Annotated in this window: 19 protein-coding genes; 9 read left to right on the forward strand and 10 right to left on the reverse strand. The window is 48.5% G+C overall.

The window, feature by feature from the left end; translation table 11 throughout:
* Positions 1-17 precede the first annotated feature (17 nt).
* The 3 genes from pdhR to ampD form a co-directional block, all read right to left on the reverse strand.
* Positions 18-764: a pyruvate dehydrogenase complex transcriptional repressor PdhR gene (gene pdhR, locus DET62_RS07990; RefSeq protein ID WP_110013587.1), complete on the reverse strand. Its 747-nt coding sequence runs from the start codon at positions 762-764 to the stop codon at positions 18-20.
* Between the two features lie 85 nt (positions 765-849).
* Positions 850-1674, reverse strand: coding sequence for a beta-lactamase regulator AmpE (gene ampE / locus DET62_RS07995; protein WP_110013586.1), 825 nt, complete (start codon positions 1672-1674; stop codon positions 850-852).
* 10 nt (positions 1675-1684) lie between these two features.
* Positions 1685-2233, reverse strand: coding sequence for a 1,6-anhydro-N-acetylmuramyl-L-alanine amidase AmpD (gene ampD / locus DET62_RS08000; RefSeq protein WP_110013585.1), 549 nt, complete (start codon positions 2231-2233; stop codon positions 1685-1687).
* A gap of 67 nt (positions 2234-2300) precedes the next feature.
* Here ampD and nadC point away from each other — a divergent pair, with 67 nt between their 5' ends.
* The 8 genes from nadC to yacG all read left to right on the forward strand — a co-directional run bounded on the left by nadC (position 2301) and on the right by yacG (position 8713).
* Positions 2301-3170, forward strand: coding sequence for a carboxylating nicotinate-nucleotide diphosphorylase (gene nadC, locus DET62_RS08005; RefSeq protein ID WP_110013584.1), 870 nt, complete (start codon positions 2301-2303; stop codon positions 3168-3170).
* 99 nt (positions 3171-3269) lie between these two features.
* Positions 3270-3752 carry a prepilin-type N-terminal cleavage/methylation domain-containing protein gene (locus tag DET62_RS08010; RefSeq protein ID WP_034818576.1) on the forward strand — a complete coding sequence of 161 codons (483 nt, stop codon included), beginning with the start codon at positions 3270-3272 and terminating at the stop codon, positions 3750-3752.
* Positions 3752-5065: an ATPase, T2SS/T4P/T4SS family gene (locus tag DET62_RS08015; RefSeq protein ID WP_110013583.1), complete on the forward strand. Its 1314-nt coding sequence runs from the start codon at positions 3752-3754 to the stop codon at positions 5063-5065. Before DET62_RS08010 ends, DET62_RS08015 begins: the two co-directional genes overlap by 1 nt.
* Positions 5052-6230, forward strand: coding sequence for a type II secretion system F family protein (locus DET62_RS08020; protein WP_110013582.1), 1179 nt, complete (start codon positions 5052-5054; stop codon positions 6228-6230). The genes DET62_RS08015 and DET62_RS08020 overlap by 14 nt, the downstream gene beginning before the upstream one ends.
* Before the next feature lie 15 nt (positions 6231-6245).
* Positions 6246-7106, forward strand: a complete 861-nt coding sequence (locus tag DET62_RS08025; RefSeq protein ID WP_011233711.1) for an A24 family peptidase — start codon at positions 6246-6248, stop codon at positions 7104-7106.
* 2 nt (positions 7107-7108) lie between these two features.
* Complete coding sequence (gene coaE / locus DET62_RS08030; RefSeq protein ID WP_110013581.1) at positions 7109-7717, forward strand: dephospho-CoA kinase; 609 nt, start codon at positions 7109-7111, stop codon at positions 7715-7717.
* Between the two features lie 40 nt (positions 7718-7757).
* The gene (gene zapD, locus DET62_RS08035) at positions 7758-8522 is read left to right on the forward strand and encodes a cell division protein ZapD (RefSeq protein WP_034818590.1); all 765 of its coding nucleotides are present in this window, start codon (positions 7758-7760) and stop codon (positions 8520-8522) included.
* Positions 8519-8713 carry a DNA gyrase inhibitor YacG gene (gene yacG, locus DET62_RS08040; protein WP_011233708.1) on the forward strand — a complete coding sequence of 65 codons (195 nt, stop codon included), beginning with the start codon at positions 8519-8521 and terminating at the stop codon, positions 8711-8713. The genes zapD and yacG overlap by 4 nt, the downstream gene beginning before the upstream one ends.
* 35 nt (positions 8714-8748) lie before the next feature.
* On the opposite strand, the gene mutT is transcribed toward yacG, so the two are convergent.
* From mutT to DET62_RS08055, 3 genes are all read right to left on the reverse strand, one after another.
* The gene (gene mutT / locus DET62_RS08045) at positions 8749-9165 is read right to left on the reverse strand and encodes an 8-oxo-dGTP diphosphatase MutT (protein WP_011233707.1); all 417 of its coding nucleotides are present in this window, start codon (positions 9163-9165) and stop codon (positions 8749-8751) included.
* Positions 9166-9171: 6 nt separating this feature from the next.
* Positions 9172-11889, reverse strand: a complete 2718-nt coding sequence (gene secA, locus DET62_RS08050) for a preprotein translocase subunit SecA (protein ID WP_034818594.1) — start codon at positions 11887-11889, stop codon at positions 9172-9174.
* An 83-nt stretch (positions 11890-11972) separates the two neighbouring features.
* Complete coding sequence (locus tag DET62_RS08055) at positions 11973-12905, reverse strand: M23 family metallopeptidase (protein ID WP_110013580.1); 933 nt, start codon at positions 12903-12905, stop codon at positions 11973-11975.
* Positions 12906-12993: 88 nt separating this feature from the next.
* Here DET62_RS08055 and DET62_RS08060 point away from each other — a divergent pair, with 88 nt between their 5' ends.
* Complete coding sequence (locus DET62_RS08060) at positions 12994-13398, forward strand: DciA family protein (RefSeq protein ID WP_227016357.1); 405 nt, start codon at positions 12994-12996, stop codon at positions 13396-13398.
* Here DET62_RS08060 and lpxC read toward each other — a convergent pair.
* The 4 genes from lpxC to DET62_RS08080 form a co-directional block, all read right to left on the reverse strand.
* On the reverse strand, positions 13395-14315 hold the full coding sequence (gene lpxC, locus DET62_RS08065) for a UDP-3-O-acyl-N-acetylglucosamine deacetylase (RefSeq protein WP_011233703.1): 921 nt from the start codon (positions 14313-14315) through the stop codon (positions 13395-13397). The genes DET62_RS08060 and lpxC overlap by 4 nt on opposite strands.
* A gap of 123 nt (positions 14316-14438) precedes the next feature.
* Positions 14439-15638, reverse strand: a complete 1200-nt coding sequence (ftsZ, locus tag DET62_RS08070; RefSeq protein ID WP_110013578.1) for a cell division protein FtsZ — start codon at positions 15636-15638, stop codon at positions 14439-14441.
* A gap of 39 nt (positions 15639-15677) precedes the next feature.
* Entirely contained in the window at positions 15678-16910 is a 1233-nt protein-coding gene (ftsA, locus tag DET62_RS08075) for a cell division protein FtsA (RefSeq protein ID WP_016341267.1), read from the reverse strand.
* Between the two features lie 6 nt (positions 16911-16916).
* Complete coding sequence (locus DET62_RS08080; RefSeq protein WP_011233700.1) at positions 16917-17663, reverse strand: cell division protein FtsQ/DivIB; 747 nt, start codon at positions 17661-17663, stop codon at positions 16917-16919.
* Position 17664 lies beyond the last annotated feature (1 nt).

Here is a 17664-nt window from a genome sequence, read left to right on the forward strand (position 1 = left end):
CTTACCTTTTTATCAATTCAGGAACGTCGTAGCGAACGTTGAATACGTGACTGTTCTTTGCCTAAGTCTAACAATGTTTGTTCAATATAGGCCAAATGTTGGTGACACGCATCCCGCGCTTGCTCCGGTTTACCGGCAACAATGGCACTAACCAGCTGCTGACGGTGTTGATTCAGTTTTCCCAGCAAGTCGTCACGACCCGCCAGTATTTCCAGGTTCTGCCTAATATTTTCGGCCAGTAATTCCTGCATGCCGTGAATGACATGCAACAAAATAACGTTGTGCGAGGCCTCTGCTATACGGTGGTAGAATTCCACTATTGCATTGACCTGATCATCGATGCTGTTAGCCCGGCTATTCTCTAAGTCTTTTATACTCTCGGAAATCCGATCCAGATCGGCCTCGGTGCCTCGTAATGCTGCATAAAAAGACGAGATGCCTTCCAGTGCATGACGGAACTCTAGCAAATCAAATTGTGACTCTGGATGTTTGGCCAGTAATTCAAATAAAGGTTCGGTCAGTTGCTCATTCATGCTGTTAATAACATAAGTGCCACCGCCCTGCCGACGCTCTAAGACACCCTTTGCTTCCAGTTTTTGAATAGCCTCACGCAACGACGGGCGCGACACATTGAACTGCTGAGCCAACTGTCGTTCTGACGGAAGCTTTTGCCCGGCACCAAGCCGTCCGTCCACTATCATCTGCTCAAGATGAGCGACGATAGTGTCAGATAGCTTCGTTTGTTTTATGGGTAAATCCGGCATAACGGTAAATTGGTCAGACCAAATGATGCGGTTATTCTAAATCATTTACCCGCTGAGTCCAAATTTTTCTCAGCTGGTACAACCTCTAACTAACCCAACCGGTCAGAGTCAAGGCGGCAATAACACACACCCAGAAAATCTGCTGACGACGCATTAAGCGCAACTGGCAAGCAATGTGCTCGGTTCTGTCGTCGGGGTGCTGAGGGCTGTCTTCTGCTTTGCAGGCGACATTAAAAAGCAGTTTATCCGGTTCGGCCTGCGGGTTCAGACTGTGCTTGACCCAAACCGGGAACGCCCGCGAGAAGTGCCCGACAATTAATAAGCCGAACCCGGCTAAGCGAGCCGGAACCCAATCTGCAAACCACATAAACTGCTGCCAGGGGTTAGTCGACGGCTGTTCGCTTATTTGCTTCTCTGCATAACGCAGACTGGCGTATACCAGAGCGCCGAAACTGCCAAACAGCACAAAATAGAACATTACCACAATATATTGCCGATAATTGATCCAGATTAAAGAGTCGCTAATTTGGTGAGGCTGATGACGCCCGGCAAATTCAGTCAGAGCCTGTTGATGTTCAATAATACCTGGCTCATCTCCTCTGTTAGCTGCTTTTAAATATTCTTTGTAGTTTTTCCGGGCCGGTTCACAGTTAAAAGCCAGCAGCAGCGCAAGAATACTGACAATAAAAGTCACCATCAGGTTGTCCAGTAGCACCACCAACAGACCAACAGCCAGTGCCGGTATCAACAAACGCACAAGCTGTAAGGGCTCGCTCTCCCATTTTTCATCCTGCAGACGGGCTGAGCTCCAACGTTGCCAACGTTCCATATAGAAAGCCCAGTGCAAGAATGCAGGGCTGTGGTACAAACGCTCAACGCTTAGTGCTATCAGCAACGCAATGAGGACCATTCATGACTCCTTATAGGGCATTTAAATAGGTTTGCCAGTCAAATTCACTGCCCGGGTCGGTCTTGCGGCCCGGAGCGATATCCTGATGACCGACAATACGTCGACGGTTTAACTTGGGATATGTGCTGATTAACGCCTTAGTGACTGCAATTAATTGTTCGTACTGCTGTTGAGTATAGGCACTGTAGTCGGTTCCTTCGAGCTCAATGCCTATACTGAAATCGTTACATCGTCTGCGCCCGCAGTAACGGGACATACCGGCGTGCCAGGCTCGTTTATCAAAGGGCACGTATTGCTCAAGCGTACCGTCCCGGCGGATCACACAATGGGCAGACACCCTCAGTCCGTTCAGAATAGCAAAGTCCGGGTGTTCATCGGGTTCCAGTTCGCCCAGAAACAACTGGCGAATATAAGGTGTACCATATTGTCCTTCCGGCAGACTAATACAATGAATGACCAGCAGACTGACTTCCGCGGTCTGTGGGCGCTCATCGTAATGCGGGGACGGATGCTGCACCGCAGTCGTTATTTTATGATTTTTTATCGGGTCGCTTTTCACAGGCTCAACAAAACGGTAAAGTTTGCCCCCTAGTATCCGTATTGTCTGTTAAAAGGTAAAGCCATCTATGAGTCAGCCCGAGCTGCAACTTGCTATTCAGGACGGTGTGCGCGCCGCACTAAAGGAAGATTTATCCGGCGAAGACGCCAGTTATGATATTACTGCGCAACTGATTCCGGAACAAAGCCAGTCCCGCGCCAGCATTATTACCCGCGAAGACGCTGTCATTTGTGGTTGTGCCTGGGTTGATCAGGTGTTTCGCCAAATGGGAAATCACGTGGAAATTGAATGGCTGGTAAAAGACGGCGATAACGTGAAAGCCAATACGGAGCTCTGCCGTTTAAAAGGCCCCAGCCGCATTTTGCTAACCGGTGAACGCACGGCGCTGAACTTTTTACAAACCTTATCAGCGACTGCGACCACCACTTATCACTACAGCAAATTGCTCGACGGTTATAAAACGCAACTACTGGATACCCGAAAAACTCTGCCTGGCATGCGTTTAGCGCAGAAATACGCGGTGCGTTGCGGCGGCGGTGTGAATCACCGCATTGGTTTATTTGATGCCTACCTGATTAAAGAAAATCACATTTTTGCCTGTGGGGGCATTGCTCAGGCTGTAACTGCGGCCAAACGCCTGAACCCCGGTAAAACGGTGGAAGTTGAAGTCGAAAATTTGGATGAGTTTGGACAGGCTCTGAAGGCCGAAGCCGACGTGATTATGCTGGACAACTTCAGTATTGAAGACATTAAGCAGGCCGTACAGCAAAATCATGACAATGCCGGGCACAGCGCGCAACTAGAAGTTTCGGGGAATATTACCGATGAGCGTTTACCGGAACTGGCTGCCACCGGGGTTGATTTTATTTCCTCCGGCGCTTTGACAAAGAACGTCCAGGCAATTGATTTATCAATGAGAATTTCAGAAGATAGCTAGAAAATGGCGGTGGATAGCCAATAACTTACAGGAAAATAGAATTTACTAATTCGCCCGGGTGAACCACAGTTCTGCTGTTCTTAAACAGGGAGCTGAATTATGCAGGAAGCACATTTTCACCGTTTACCCGTTCTTCGTTTTCCCGATAACGGTTTCAGTCTTATCGAGATGATGGTCGTGGTGGCCATCATTGCCATCCTCTCGGCTATTGCCGTTCCGTCGTACACCTATTACACCCAGCAGGCCAAAGTTAGTAAAGCTTTAGCCCATGCCCAGCCGTTACAGTTGGGTATCGCTTTATGCTGGCAAATTGAAGGGCAGTTAAACCAGTGCAATCAGCCGGGAAATAAAGGCCTACCGGGTTTACCTTCTCCGTTGCCCGATGAACTTAGCGACCTCAGTCTGACCGAGTCCGCTGCCGTGCGCCTAACTCTAAACTCAGTCAATATTAACAATCAGCCACTGCAGATTGAACTGACACCCAACGCCGAGAATACGCATTTAGACTGGAACATTGCCTGTTCCGATTACAGCGAAATGCGCTCAGTCGTGCAAAACTGTGAACAGCAGGTAAGCTACTAATGACTGACTTCGCGCGTTGTTCACTCACTCATCTGGCCGGGCAGACGAGTTCTTCTGAGAATGAGCACGACCCTTTTCTACAACAACATGGTTTGCTGCTTTTTGCTCAGGGGAAAACATGGCTCATGTTAGTACAACAACCCGGGTTTGCCCCGGTCGACGAGGTATTACTGAGCTTTTACAGCGATAAAAAAGTATTGCTGATTCGTGGCAAAGGCAGGCTACCTGGTATTCAACTGCCAAAGGACTCGGCTATCGAATACGTTAACCAGCTACTGCTCTATTGCTCTGAGAAAGGATTATCTGACCTGCATCTGCAACCTCTGAACCAAGGTGTTGTTGTCAGAGGCCGTGAAGCCGGCCAGCTGCGCCGTTTAGATTTTATAGCGCGAGAATTTGCTCAACAGGTTTATTCGCGTATTAAAGTACAGGCCAACCTTGATTTAACTGAGCAACGCCAACCGCAGGACGGCCGCTTGTCCGTGCAATCTCGTGATAACACGCAACTGGAATTCAGATTAAACTGCTGTCCGGTTATCGGTGGAGAAAAGTTGGTGCTGCGATGTTTACAACCAACTCACAACATTACCCCCTTACAGCAAACCGGCCTGCTGGAACAACAGTACGCTTGGTTTGCCCGCTGTTTAAGTCAGACGCAGGGGTTAATTCTGGTGACCGGCCCTACCGGTAGCGGCAAAACTTCAACTTTGTACAGTGCAATGAACCAGTTGGATACTGAGCGCAGCAATGTCTGCAGTGTCGAAGACCCGGTTGAGGTTCCGCTGCCGGGTTGCAGTCAGGTGATGGTGAATACACGCCAGGGACTGACCTTCGCATCGATTCTACGCGCCCTCCTCCGACAAGACCCCGATGTTATCCTTATTGGCGAAATCCGCGATTCAGAGACAGCCAAAATTGCCGTGCAGGCAGCGCAAACGGGTCATTTAGTTTTGAGTTCACTGCATACCAACAACTGCCTGGATACGTTAAAGCGTTTGCATTCGCTGGGTGTTAACCCGCTGGATATTCGCAGCTCATTAAAGCTTATTGTCAGCCAACGTTTACTGCCAGTAGCCGAGCGCCACAACCAAACGGAGAAAAACCGTCAGGCGGTGTTTGAGGTTGTGCCCTGGTTGGATGACTCTGAAGAGCAAGTTCAGAAACTAATCAGCTCCCGAGCCTCCATTAAAGATTTGCGCCACTATCTGGGCCATTTGAAGCTTCCGGATTTTTCGCAGGCGCTACAGCATTATATCGATAGCGGCTTGATTAGCAGTGCAGAGAAGGAGCGTTTCAGTTATGCAGACTCTTAATCACTGCTGGCAGTGGCAGGCAGGCAATTCATCCGGGCTGGTTCATGCAGACTCACTGTTGCAGGCGAAACAGCTGTTATCGCAACATCATATCCGTTGTACAAAAATGAAACGCTTATCGAAGCGTCAGAGAAAACTTATTAGGCCTAAATTATCGCTCTGGTACATTCTGTTGCAACAAACCGCCAGTTTACTGGAGAGTGGCCTGCCGCTTTCAGAAGCTCTGCGGCACAGTATTTGTGAAACTAAGTCCAGAAGCCTGCGCTGGTTAATTGAAGATTGTATTCGCAGCATTGAGCATGGCTTCTCTTTCAGTCGAGCACTGACTTATTATGAACACTGGTTACCCAAAGCTGACATAAATGCCATAGCCTGGGCGGAACAAAACGGACAGCTTGCGGATGCGTTACAGCAGTTACAAGAACTGGAAAAACGCCAGCATCAACTGAAAAAGCAATTAACCAAAGCGCTGCGTTACCCCGTCATTGTATTACTCGTGGCAGCTGGTGTTTGCTTCATGATGATGGGCTGGGTTTTGCCTGCCTTTGCTCAGCTTTTTGGCGAAGGCGAACTACCCTGGCTCACTGCCGTTTTACTGAATTCATCAGCTTTTTTGAAAGAGCAGGCATTTGTCATTTTCAGTGCGATATTAGCTGCGGCAGTTACTCTTTTGACCGTTAAAAACAAAGCTCCGCTGTTCTCCCAACGCACACTTGCTCAATTACCCGTTATTGGTCAATTGCTACAGGATATTAAACTGCAGCAGCTGTTTCACCGGTTGGCAGTAGCTCTGCGTGCCGGTATTGAAACCCGGCAAGCTATTCTCAGCACCGAATCGTCCCTGAACTGGTTGCCCCATAAAGCAGCCTTGCGTCAAATTCATCAGCAACTAGAGTCCGGTAACGGTTGGGTAGACAGTTTCCGTTCCAGTGCGCTGAATGAGCCCCGCACTCTCAGTTTTCTTAAAGTTGGCGAGCAAAATGGTAAAATCGATAATGCCTTCGCCGCACTTGCCGATTTCAAGCAACAACGTTTTGAGGAAAATTGTGAGCGCCTGATTGCACTGGCAGAGCCCTTGCTGATGGTCGTTTTAGGCGGCATTATAGGCACTCTTTTGGTCGCTATGTATTTACCGCTGTTTTCTATGGGGCAGCAGTTTCAATAACTAAGGAATAGAAGTATGGAATACTTGCTTGCTGCCGGATCAATACCGACATTGATGGTCGCGCTGGTGCTGGGAGCTGTTATTGGGAGCTTCCTGAATGTAGTGATCACACGCCTGCCAATACAGCTGGAACGTCAATGGCAGCGCGAATGTGCCGAAATGAACGGAACGCCGGTAACCAAACAGGACCGCTTTTCCATCGCGTTTCCGGGTTCCCATTGCCCTGAATGCAAGGCCTCTATTGCCTGGTACGATAATATTCCGCTGTTGAGTTATCTGGTTTTGCGCGCACGCTGCCGCCATTGTCAAACTCGCATTCCGGTTACCTACTGGCTGGTTGAAATTATCAGTTGCCTGGCGTTTGGCATAATAGGCTGGTATTTCGGCTTCACTCTGCCAGCGCTGGTATATGCTACGGTCTTTTCGTTATTAATTTGCCTGTTCGTCATTGACTGGCGTCATCAGTTACTGCCCGATCAGCTCACTTACCCTTTACTCTGGGTGGCTTTGCTCTGGTCTATCTCTGACTTAAGTGACATGACTCCAACCTCCGCAATTATTGGTGCCGCAGCGGGTTATCTTAGCCTTTGGAGCGTGTTCTGGGCCTATAAGCTTATCACCGGCAAAGAAGGTATGGGCTATGGTGACTTTAAACTGCTGGCAGCTATCACCGCTTTTACCGGCGCGACTCTGTTGCCGGTCACAATTCTTGCCAGCTCGGTTTGCGGAGCCGTAATAGGCCTGATTATGTTACGCCGGCAAAGCCGCTCTCAACCCATACCTTTTGGGCCTTTTCTAATCGGCGGAGGCCTGCTGAGTTATTTCTATGGTATGGAGCTGTTGTTCAGCTACTGGCATTGGTTAGGGGGAACTTGAGTATGACCTATGTAGTTGGTGTAACCGGTGGTATCGGTAGCGGAAAGTCGGCAGCCACAGCTGAGTTTGAAAAATTGGGCATAACCGTGATCGATGCCGATATTGTGTCCCGTCAGGTGGTAATGCCGGGCACCCCCTGCCTGCGAGCAATTGCAGAACATTTCGGTCGAGATCTGCTAACCGACAAAGGCGAGCTTGATCGCAAAGCGCTACGCCAAAAAGTATTCTCTGACCCTGCAGAAAAAGACTGGTTGAACAGCTTGTTGCACCCAGCCATACGTGAGGAAATTCTGACTCAACTGGTACAGGCCTGCTCACCCTATGTAATTTTATCAGCGCCGCTGTTACTGGAAAATAATTTAGATAAGTACTGCCAGCGGGTATTAGTCGTGGATGTTCCGGAAGAATTGCAACTGCAAAGAACCATTCAGCGCGACGAGAGTCCAAAAGAAGAAGTTGAGGCAATAATGAAAGCTCAGCTGAGTCGTGAGACACGACTTCGCAAAGCGGATGATATTCTGAATAACGAGGGCAGTATCGACCAATTACGTCGGCAAGTTAACCAACTGCATCAGCGCTATCTTGCGGCAACCGTTGCACAGGAAGAGTAATCCGCTATCATAGCAACAGAGTTCAACAATCGGCAATCGCATGACATCTACTGATAACGACAACATTCTCTATGAATATCCGCTTCAGGAGCGTATGCGAACTTATTTGCGTTTAGAACATGGCTTCGAACAGTTAAAAGCCAGCCGAGTCTGTTTTGATGAACAGGCTGAACCCTTTTTTAACGCCCTGTTTGCTGTCACCGAACTACTTGAGCGCTGTGACATCCGTACCGAACTGACGAAAGACTTAGAGCTCGACAAACAGCGTTTACAAAAATGGGAAGAGCACCCCGATGTTGACCGCGATGCATTGCGAAGAACCATTAATGAAATTGAGCATTGCATCAACACGCTTCAGGATATTCCAAAGTACTTGCGCCAACTCAAAGACGATGCACTGCTAACGAGTATACGCCAGCGATTCAGCCAGCCGGGCATGAGCGGCTTATTTGAATTACCTCAGCTACATTTATGGTTAAGTCAGTCTGCTGAAGAAAAGCGGCAACAATGTGAAAGCTGGAGTCAGACACTGGCTTTTGTTGAACTGGCTATTACCTTAAAACTGACATTATTACGCGAGCAATCCGTTTTTGCGCCAATACAATTGCAAAATGGTTTCCTGCAGGAAAGTTCAGAGCAACTGCTTGCCATGCTGCGAATTAAGGTCCCCCGCTCTGCCAAGATTTATCCGGTCATCAGTGGGCATCGGCAGCGATTTACGGTACGATTCATGCCTTTACCCGGGGAGAGCAAAGAAACATCCCTGCACGATATTGAATTTGAACTAGCAAGGTGTAGTCCATGAGTATTAGTGTTAACTGCCCAACCTGCCAGACTAAGGTAGAGTGGTCAGAAAAATCCCCTGCCAGACCTTTTTGCAGTGAGCGATGCAAGCTGATTGATTTAGGTGAATGGGCAAACGAGGAAAAAAGCATCCCGGGCGAGCCAGTTGTCATAGCTAACGACGACTATAACAACGAAGAATCAGATTATTAGTTCAGGTAGTAGCCATTAGAGTACGAGTTGCTGTACTAATAAGCGTTCAATGACTGCATAATGCATTCGACAATGGGTTGATTAGCTTCCGGAAACTGGAATGCATCCAGCTGGTTTTTATCAACCCAACACCAGTCCTGACCTTCTAACTGACGCGCTTCACCGCTGTATGAAAGCACCCACCAGACATCGAGTAAAACTCGCTTATCTTTGTACTGATGCTCTATGACGGTTAATGGAGCCATGTCGGTCACATCAATACCGCACTCTTCTTTTAGTTCGCGCTGCAATGCTTGTTGAACATTCTCGCCAGCTTCGACTTTACCGCCGGGGAATTCCCACTTACCACCCTGATGTTGTTCAGGATGACGTTGAGCGATAAAAATTTCGCCCTGTTCATTTTCAATCACGCCTACTGCCACATGGACAGCAGGCGATTTTTGGGTCTCCATAAAAACCTATAGTTTACCGTGACAATGTTTATATTTTTTGCCTGACCCACAAGGGCATGGCTCGTTACGCCCCACTTTTGCGCCTTTACGAACCGGTTGTCCCTGAGCATTATCAGTGTTTTTCTGAGGCTCTTCAGCTGCCGGGCCACTTTGCTCATGGCGGAACTCACGTGGCGCGCTATCGGCTGCTTTACGTTGTTCATCTACTGCGTCCACATCTTCCTGAGCTCGTACTTTCACCTTGCTCAGAATAGTCACAACGTCGAGTTTCAGGGCTTCCAGCATCTCGGTAAAGAGTTCAAAAGCCTCTTTTTTGTATTCTTGTTTCGGGTTTTTCTGAGCATAACCACGTAGGTGAATACCCTGACGCAGATGATCCATTGCTGCTAAGTGTTCTTTCCAGTGCTGGTCAAGGCTTTGCAACATGATGGATTTTTCGAAGCGGCGCAGCACTTCAGGCCCCACCATCTCTTCTTTTTCCTGGTAAGCTTTAACCAGCTCTTCCAGTACCCGCTCCCGCAACACTTCCTCATGGAAATGCTCTTCTTCGTCCAGCCATTGCTGTAGTGGCAGCTCGATGTGGAAGTCACCACGCAGACGCTCTTCCAAACCTTTTAAGTCCCAGAGCTCAGCCAGAGACTGAGGCGGAACGTACTCGCTGATCACTGAATTGATCACGTCGTCACGTATCGCAACGATGGTTTCAGAGATATCACCTTCGTCCAGCAATTCATTACGCTGGTCATAGACAACACTACGCTGATCGTTGGCTACATCGTCATACTCAAGCAATTGTTTACGGACATCAAAGTTACGTCCTTCCACCTTACGTTGCGCATTTTCAATAGCTCGCGTTACCCAAGGGTGTTCAATGGCTTCGCCTTCTTTCATACCCAGACGTTTCATCATGGTTCCAATGCGATCCGAAGCGAAAATCCGCATAAGTGGATCTTCCAGCGACAAATAGAAACGCGATGAACCCGGGTCACCCTGACGACCAGCACGACCGCGTAACTGGTTATCGATACGACGCGACTCATGGCGCTCAGTACCAATAATGTGCAAACCGCCAGCTTCAATTACGGCATCATGCAGTTTCTGCCAGTCTTGCTTTATTTTCTCGATTTTATCGTTAGATGGTTCTTCCAGCTTTTCAACTTCAGCCATCCAGCTTCCGCCCAGAACGATATCGGTACCACGTCCGGCCATGTTGGTCGCAATGGTCACCGTTCCCGGACGGCCTGCCTGAGCAATAATGTCGGCTTCGTGTTCGTGGAATTTAGCGTTCAGTACCGCATGAGGAATTTTCTTTTTCTTCAGCAACTGTGACAAAAGCTCAGAGTTTTCAATAGAAACCGTACCCACCAGCACCGGGCGCTTCTGCTTACGACACTCTTCAATGTCTTCGGCTATAGCTTCGTATTTTTCCAGTGTGGTCAGATAAATAAGATCGGCTCTGTCATCACGAACCATTGGTTTGTTGGTTGGCAGTACAATGGTCTCCAGACCATAAATAGACTGGAACTCGAAGGCTTCAGTATCGGCTGTACCGGTCATACCGGCTAGCTTGTTGTATAGACGGAAATAATTCTGGAAGGTAATAGATGCCAATGTCTGGTTTTCGTTCTGAATTGGCACGCCTTCTTTGGCTTCTACTGCCTGATGCAGACCTTCAGACCAACGGCGACCTTCCATTGTACGTCCTGTATGTTCATCGACAATGACAACCTTGTCGTCTTTGATGATGTAATCCACATCTTTTTGAAATAGATGATGAGCGCGTAAAGCAGCATTGATATGGTGCAGTAAACTGATATTAGCGGCTGAGTATAGCGAATCATCAGCGTCCAGCATGCCTTTCTCTTTCAGCAGCTCTTCAATGTGTTCCTGACCGTGTTCGGTAAGATGCAGCTGCTTGGCTTTTTCATCAATGGTAAAGTCGCCGTCGCCTTGTTCTTCTTCAGTGTCTTCTTTTTCCTGACGAACCAAGTGTGGAACCAGCTCATTCATTTTGCGGTACATTTCTGAACTGTCTTCAGCCGGACCGGAAATAATCAGCGGCGTACGGGCTTCATCAATCAGAATTGAGTCGACTTCATCGACCAAAGCGTAGTTTAATTCGCGCTGAACCCTGTCCTGTGGCGCAAAGGCCATATTGTCGCGCAGGTAATCAAAACCAAACTCGTTATTGGTACCGTAAGTAATGTCGGCCTGATAAGCCGCTTTCTTGTCTTCAGGCGCCATGCCCGGAATGTTGAACGCTACGGTCAACCCAAGGAAGTCAAATAATGGTTGGTTGAATTCAGCATCACGCTTGGCCAGGTAATCGTTCACCGTAATAATGTGAACGCCTTTACCCGGTAACGCATTAAGGTAAGCCGGTAAGGTCGCTGTCAGCGTTTTACCTTCACCCGTTTTCATTTCTGCTATGCGGTTATCGTTCAGTACCATACCGCCAATAAGCTGTACATCGAAGTGACGCATCCCGAAAACACGTCTGCTGGCTTCACGAACGGTAGCAAAGGCTTCGGGTAAAATTTTCTCTATGCGCTCACCATCGTTCAGACGCTTGCGAAATTCAGCGGTTTTCTCTTTTAGCTCGGCATCACTTAACGCTTCAAACTCGGGTTCCAGCAAATTAATTCGCTCAACGTCTTTCTTCATAGTTTTGAGAATGCGATCGTTGCGACTACCAAATACTTTTCGAAACAGACTGCCTAGCATGAGATTGATTTATCCTGTGTTACTTTCCTGAACAACAAAAGCGGTACCTAAAGTACCGCCTACGTTCTAAATAATTTACCGAGTTATTTTGGGTCAGCTTTACGATACACAAACTGATTAGGGTCAATTTGACGGCCGTTACGCAACACTTCGTAATGAACGTGTGGGCCGGTCGAACGACCACTGCTACCCATTTCAGCGATTTGTTGACCACGGGTGACAACATCCCCTACAGACACCGATAGCTTATCATTGTGTCCGTAGCGTGTTTTTAAACCACCGCCATGGTCAATTTCGACCAATGCGCCATAACCGTATCTGTCGCCAGCCCAGGTAACGACACCTGCGCCGGTCGCAATAATTTTGACCTCTTCATTATAACTAGCAAAATCTAAGCCCTTATGCATAGCGGGTGTGCCATTAAAAGGGTCTTTACGGACACCGTATTGCGACGACAGCCAGCCATCTGAGATGGGACGACCCGCAATATAAGCGTCATTAGTAAGTTGGTGATTCATCATCACAGATTCAAGTAGCGATAGCTGTTTTTGTTTGTCAGAGATCTGCGACAGCATACCTTCAATTTCAGTAATGACGTCCGTGCCAGAGCTATGCGGGAGCTCAGCAACTTCTACCTCGGGGCCACCAATAGGCAGCTCCTGATTAAAGTTGAACTCGCCGTTATCGAGATTAGCTACCCCGGCTAAACGCTCACCTAACGCGTCCAGACGACGCATTTGAGCTCTTAATTCACCCAGATACACCGTCATAGCACCCAGACGTTTCTGAGTGTCTTCTTTTAATTCTTTTAGCGCTTCTTCCTGCAATACGAGCTTTTTCTGCTCTTCGCTAATTTTAGTCTGCGCCAGTTTAGGATCAATGCCCTGGTACTGCCATGGTTGCCAGCTGGCAAGGCCGATGAAGGCTGCAATGCCAACAAAAGAAAAAAACCGACGTCGACTTAAACGAATACGAAAACGTACTTTGGAGCCTCGATAAAAGACTGATAAACTCATCCGAACTCTCTTATTATTTGCCTACTACGCAATTATGTCACGACACCCGAAAACACCATCAGAATGGCTTCGCTCCGGTCAAAAAACTTTGTCGTCAACATTACGACACTATGCACAGTTTGCCGCCCAACTTTCGCATTGGCAACAATTGTTTCAACAATGCGTAGATAAAAACACCTATCAACACTGCCAACTGCTGAATATCCGCGATGGCCAAATGATCATTCAGGTAGATAACGGTAGCTGGGCAACCAGGCTAAAACTTCAGCAAGCGGCCATTATAACGTATTTTCGTCACAATGCGACGATCCCGGTACACAGCCTCTCAATTAAGGTGTCCCCGTCAATGAATAATTTTCAGAAGAGCATGAAAGATCAGCAGGATTCAAGTAGCGCAGAGCGTCTACTGACAATGGCTGAGGGTTGTGATGAACCGTTAAAGTCGGAGTTAAAAGCGTTGGCGGCAAAGTTTACCGCCAACGATAAAGATTAAGCTGTTGTCGTTGCGGGTGACCAGAAAGCAATAGGCGCAGTGGCCTGCTCTTCGTCAAAGGTCACAAACTCCCACGCTGACTGCTGCGCTAATAGTGCCTGTAATAACTGATTATTCAGCGCATGCCCTGATTTGTAGGCACGTAGATGACCCAAAATACTGTGGCCACCCATATACAAATCACCAATAGCATCCAACATTTTGTGTTTTACGAATTCATCGTCGTAACGCAAGCCGTCACTGTTCAGAATGCGGAATTCGTCCAGCACAACAGCGTTATCAAAACTGCCGCCTAATGCCAGATTGTTTTCCCGTAAATACTCAATGTCTTTCATAAAGCCAAAGGTACGAGCACGGCTAATTTCTTTGATAAAAGCATTAGCGCTAAAGTCGATACTGACGGTCTGGCCTGTGTCTGCGATAGCCGGGTGTTCAAAGTCGATAGCAAAGTCGATACGGAAACCATCGTGGGGTAGCAGTTCCGCCCACTTATCACCGTCTTCGACACGTACCGGCTGTTTGATCCGGATGAACTTCTTCGCTGCTGACTGCTCTTCAATACCCGCGCTTTGTAGCAGGTAAACAAACGGGTGCGAGCTGCCGTCCATAATTGGAATTTCATGCGAATCGACTTCGATAATCGCATTATCAATACCAACGCCGGCCAGCGCAGCGAGCAAATGCTCGACGGTAGAAACGCGAACGTTTTCCTCATTGATAAGACAGGTACACAGCTGCGTATCACGCACCCAGTCGGCCCGTGCTGGAATATCCACCACAGGGTCAAGGTCCACACGACGGAATATCAACCCCGTATTGGCCGGCGCAGGGCGTAAAGTAAGGTTTACTTTATTGCCTTTATGCAGTCCAACACCGGTGGTTGATATTGCTTGCTGTAATGTACGTTGCTTAATCATGGTACTTGTTCACCTACCCTTTTATTCGGTTCGCCATGGCTGAAGCCAAAGCGGCCGCATATTATACGACATTTGTCATGGTCCGATCAAATTTTACGCATACTTATCAAGCGTTACGCTAATTTAGTCGACCTGTTTTCGCAAAAAAGCCGGAATATCCAGGTAATCGAGTTCTTTATCCTGTTTAGCTTTGGCAGCGGGTTGACGTTTTGGTTCCGCTTTCGTTTCTGGCTGCAACTCTTCCTGCTCCTCGTAACGAGGGGCTGCTGCACCGCGGTCAATATCACTACTGCGGTATGCTTGCTGAGGCTCCCGCTTAGGTGCTGCCTGGCTGGTCTTATTCACCAAAGAGATATCGGGTTTGCGCTCCGCGCCAATACCAGTCGCCACCACTGTCACGCGCAGCTCGTCAGACATTTCCGTATCGATAACGGTACCCACAATCACGGTTGCGTTATCTGAAGCAAAGGCTTTAACCGTATTACCGACGGTGTCGAGCTCTTCAATGCTCATGTCCATGCCGGCTGTGACGTTAATCAGCACACCACGAGCTCCGGACAAGTCGATATCTTCCAGTAACGGGCTGTTAATGGCCATTTCCGCAGCTTCCTGCGCACGGTCTTCACCGCTGGCAACACCAGTTCCCATCATGGCGGTACCCATTTCTTTCATAACCGCACGAACGTCAGCAAAGTCGACGTTGATAAGACCCGGACGAGTAATCAGCTCAGCAATACCCTGAACCGCACCCAACAATACGTTGTTTGCAGCACTAAAGGCATCCAGTAAACTGGTTCCACGACCCATCACCTTCAGCAACTTCTCGTTTGGAATGGTAATTAACGAGTCGACACTTTGTGCCAGTGCGTTGATACCTTCATCGGCTACGGCCATGCGCTTTTTCCCTTCAAACGGGAATGGCTTAGTCACAACAGCAACTGTCAGAATACCCAGTTCTTTGGCAACCTCAGCAACCACAGGTGCTGCACCGGTTCCGGTACCGCCGCCCATGCCGGCTGCAATAAAGACCATGTCGGCACCTTCTAAGTGGACGCGGATGTTCTCACGGTCCTCTTCTGCCGACTGGCGGCCTACTTCCGGGTTGGCTCCAGCACCAAGACCTTTAGTAATGTCCTGACCTAATTGAATGGTGACATCCGCCGTATGATTGCGCAGAGCCTGCGCATCGGTATTAGCGGCAATAAACTGCACACCTTCAATTGATTCTTTCACCATGTGCTGGACAGCGTTTCCGCCACCACCACCGACGCCAATCACCTTAATGACGGCTTCGCTTTCGTAATTGTCCATCAGTTCGAACATAATAATTCTCCCTACCTGCTTTTAACGTGCTACCCCAAGTTAAAACTCACCTTTGAACCAACTCTGCACTTTTTGCCAGAGTCCGATCACGTCAGTTTTAGAGCTTTCTTTTTGTGACACAGCGGCATCTTCCTGCCCATACCGTAACAGTCCCACCGCTGTGGCATAAACCGGATCTTCGACGTAATCTCTTAGGCCTTTCATACCCAGAGGAACGCCGATACGAACCGGCATTTGAAAAATTTCTTCGGCAAAATCTACGCAGCCTTCCATTTTTGCGCTACCGCCGGTAATAACAACACCAGCTGCAATTTGCTCGTCTAAACCACTTTGCTGAATTTCATCCCTGACCAGCTCAAACAGTTCCTGATAACGCGGCTCAACCACTTCGGCCAGCGTATGACGCGACATTACCCGCGATGGGCGGCCACCCACCGAAGGCACCTCAATGGTATCTTCCATGCTGACCATTTGCCGCAGCGCACAAGCGTGCTTGGTCTTAATTTCTTCCGCGTGGTTGGTCGGCGTACGGAATATCTTGGCAATGTCACTGGTAACCTGATTACCCGCCGCCGGAATTACCGCGGTATGACGCAATACACCGCCCGCGTATATACAAATATCAATGGTACCGCCGCCTAAATCGACCAGCGCCACGCCTAAATCTTTTTCGTCATCGGTTAATACCGATATACTTGATGCTAACGCCGAGAAAATCAGTTTATCCACCGACAGTCCGCAACGCTCAACCGCTTTTATAATATTCTTCGCCATATCGTTGGCACAGGTAATAATGTGCACTTTCGACTCCATACGGACACCGGACATGCCTATTGGGCTGCGGATACTTTCCTGTGAGTCAATGACGTACTCCTGCGGCAAGACGTGTAAAATACGACGTTCCTTTGCAATAGGCACTGACTGCGCGGCGTGAATCACGCTGTCGACATCATCCTGAGTCACTTCAGCTTCGTTAATCGGTACCATGCCACTTTCGTTCTGACAGGAAATATGACGTCCGGAAATGTTCAAATACACCGATGCCACGCGGCAATCAGCCATTAATTCGGCTTCATCCACAGCACGCTGTACCGATTGCACAACCAGATTAAGGTCATTCACACCACCTTTGTCCATGCCACGCGACGTAGCCGTGCCAACGCCAACAACACTGATCTCATTATCAGGTAATAACTCACCTATAAGTGCAGTCACTTTGCTGGTGCCTATATCCAGACCTACAACCATATTGTGTTCCGATGTTTTCGACATAACCGTCTAACTCTCACTTTTTGCTTCACGCCAGGCCACTGCAGCCCCGGTGTCATATCGTAAATCCACAGTATCGATTTCGTTGTTTTTACTTTTTTCGTGCTCAACGATGCTGGGAAACACATCGATAAACCGCTTAATTCTCTCTAATGTGGCTTCGCGCCCCAATTTAATCTCAATTCCCTGTGCCAGAACCACGTTGACAGCAAAGCGTTCGGTTAATCTCAACGCTCTTATCTGAAAGCCATTAACCTCCAGCATTTGCTGTACCCGGTTAAATTCCTTCCAGGTCTCTTTCACCGCGTTCTCCGGACCGAACAACTGTGGCAAACTGCTGTCAGCTCTCGTTATATCAGCCCGGAAAACTTCCTGATGCTGATTGATAAGTCGATCGCCGTTCCACATGGCCACGGGTTTGTGCTCCGTCACATAAACCGACAACTTATCCGGCCAAACCTTGCGAATAGAGACCTTTTGCACCCACGGCAACTGCTCTACCCGACGCCTTAAATCATCCACATCGGCCGTAAAAAAGCTTCCTAACGGCTCTGCTGTCAATGCCTGCCTAACCTCTTCGCTGGCGGTATAATGCAACTCGCCTTGAACACTTAATTCAGCCAGCGGTACTTGCTGTTCGTCTGTCAGCACTTCGTTTAACTGATAGATACCAACCAGTGCCCCCGCAATAGTCAGGCATAACACCACCACACCTGACCAAAAGTTGACTGAGCGCAGGCGCTGTTCAGCAGCCATC

Origin of the sequence: Idiomarina sp. H2 (assembly GCF_004364275.1) — a bacterium.
Classification (GTDB): domain Bacteria; phylum Pseudomonadota; class Gammaproteobacteria; order Enterobacterales; family Alteromonadaceae; genus Idiomarina; species Idiomarina loihiensis.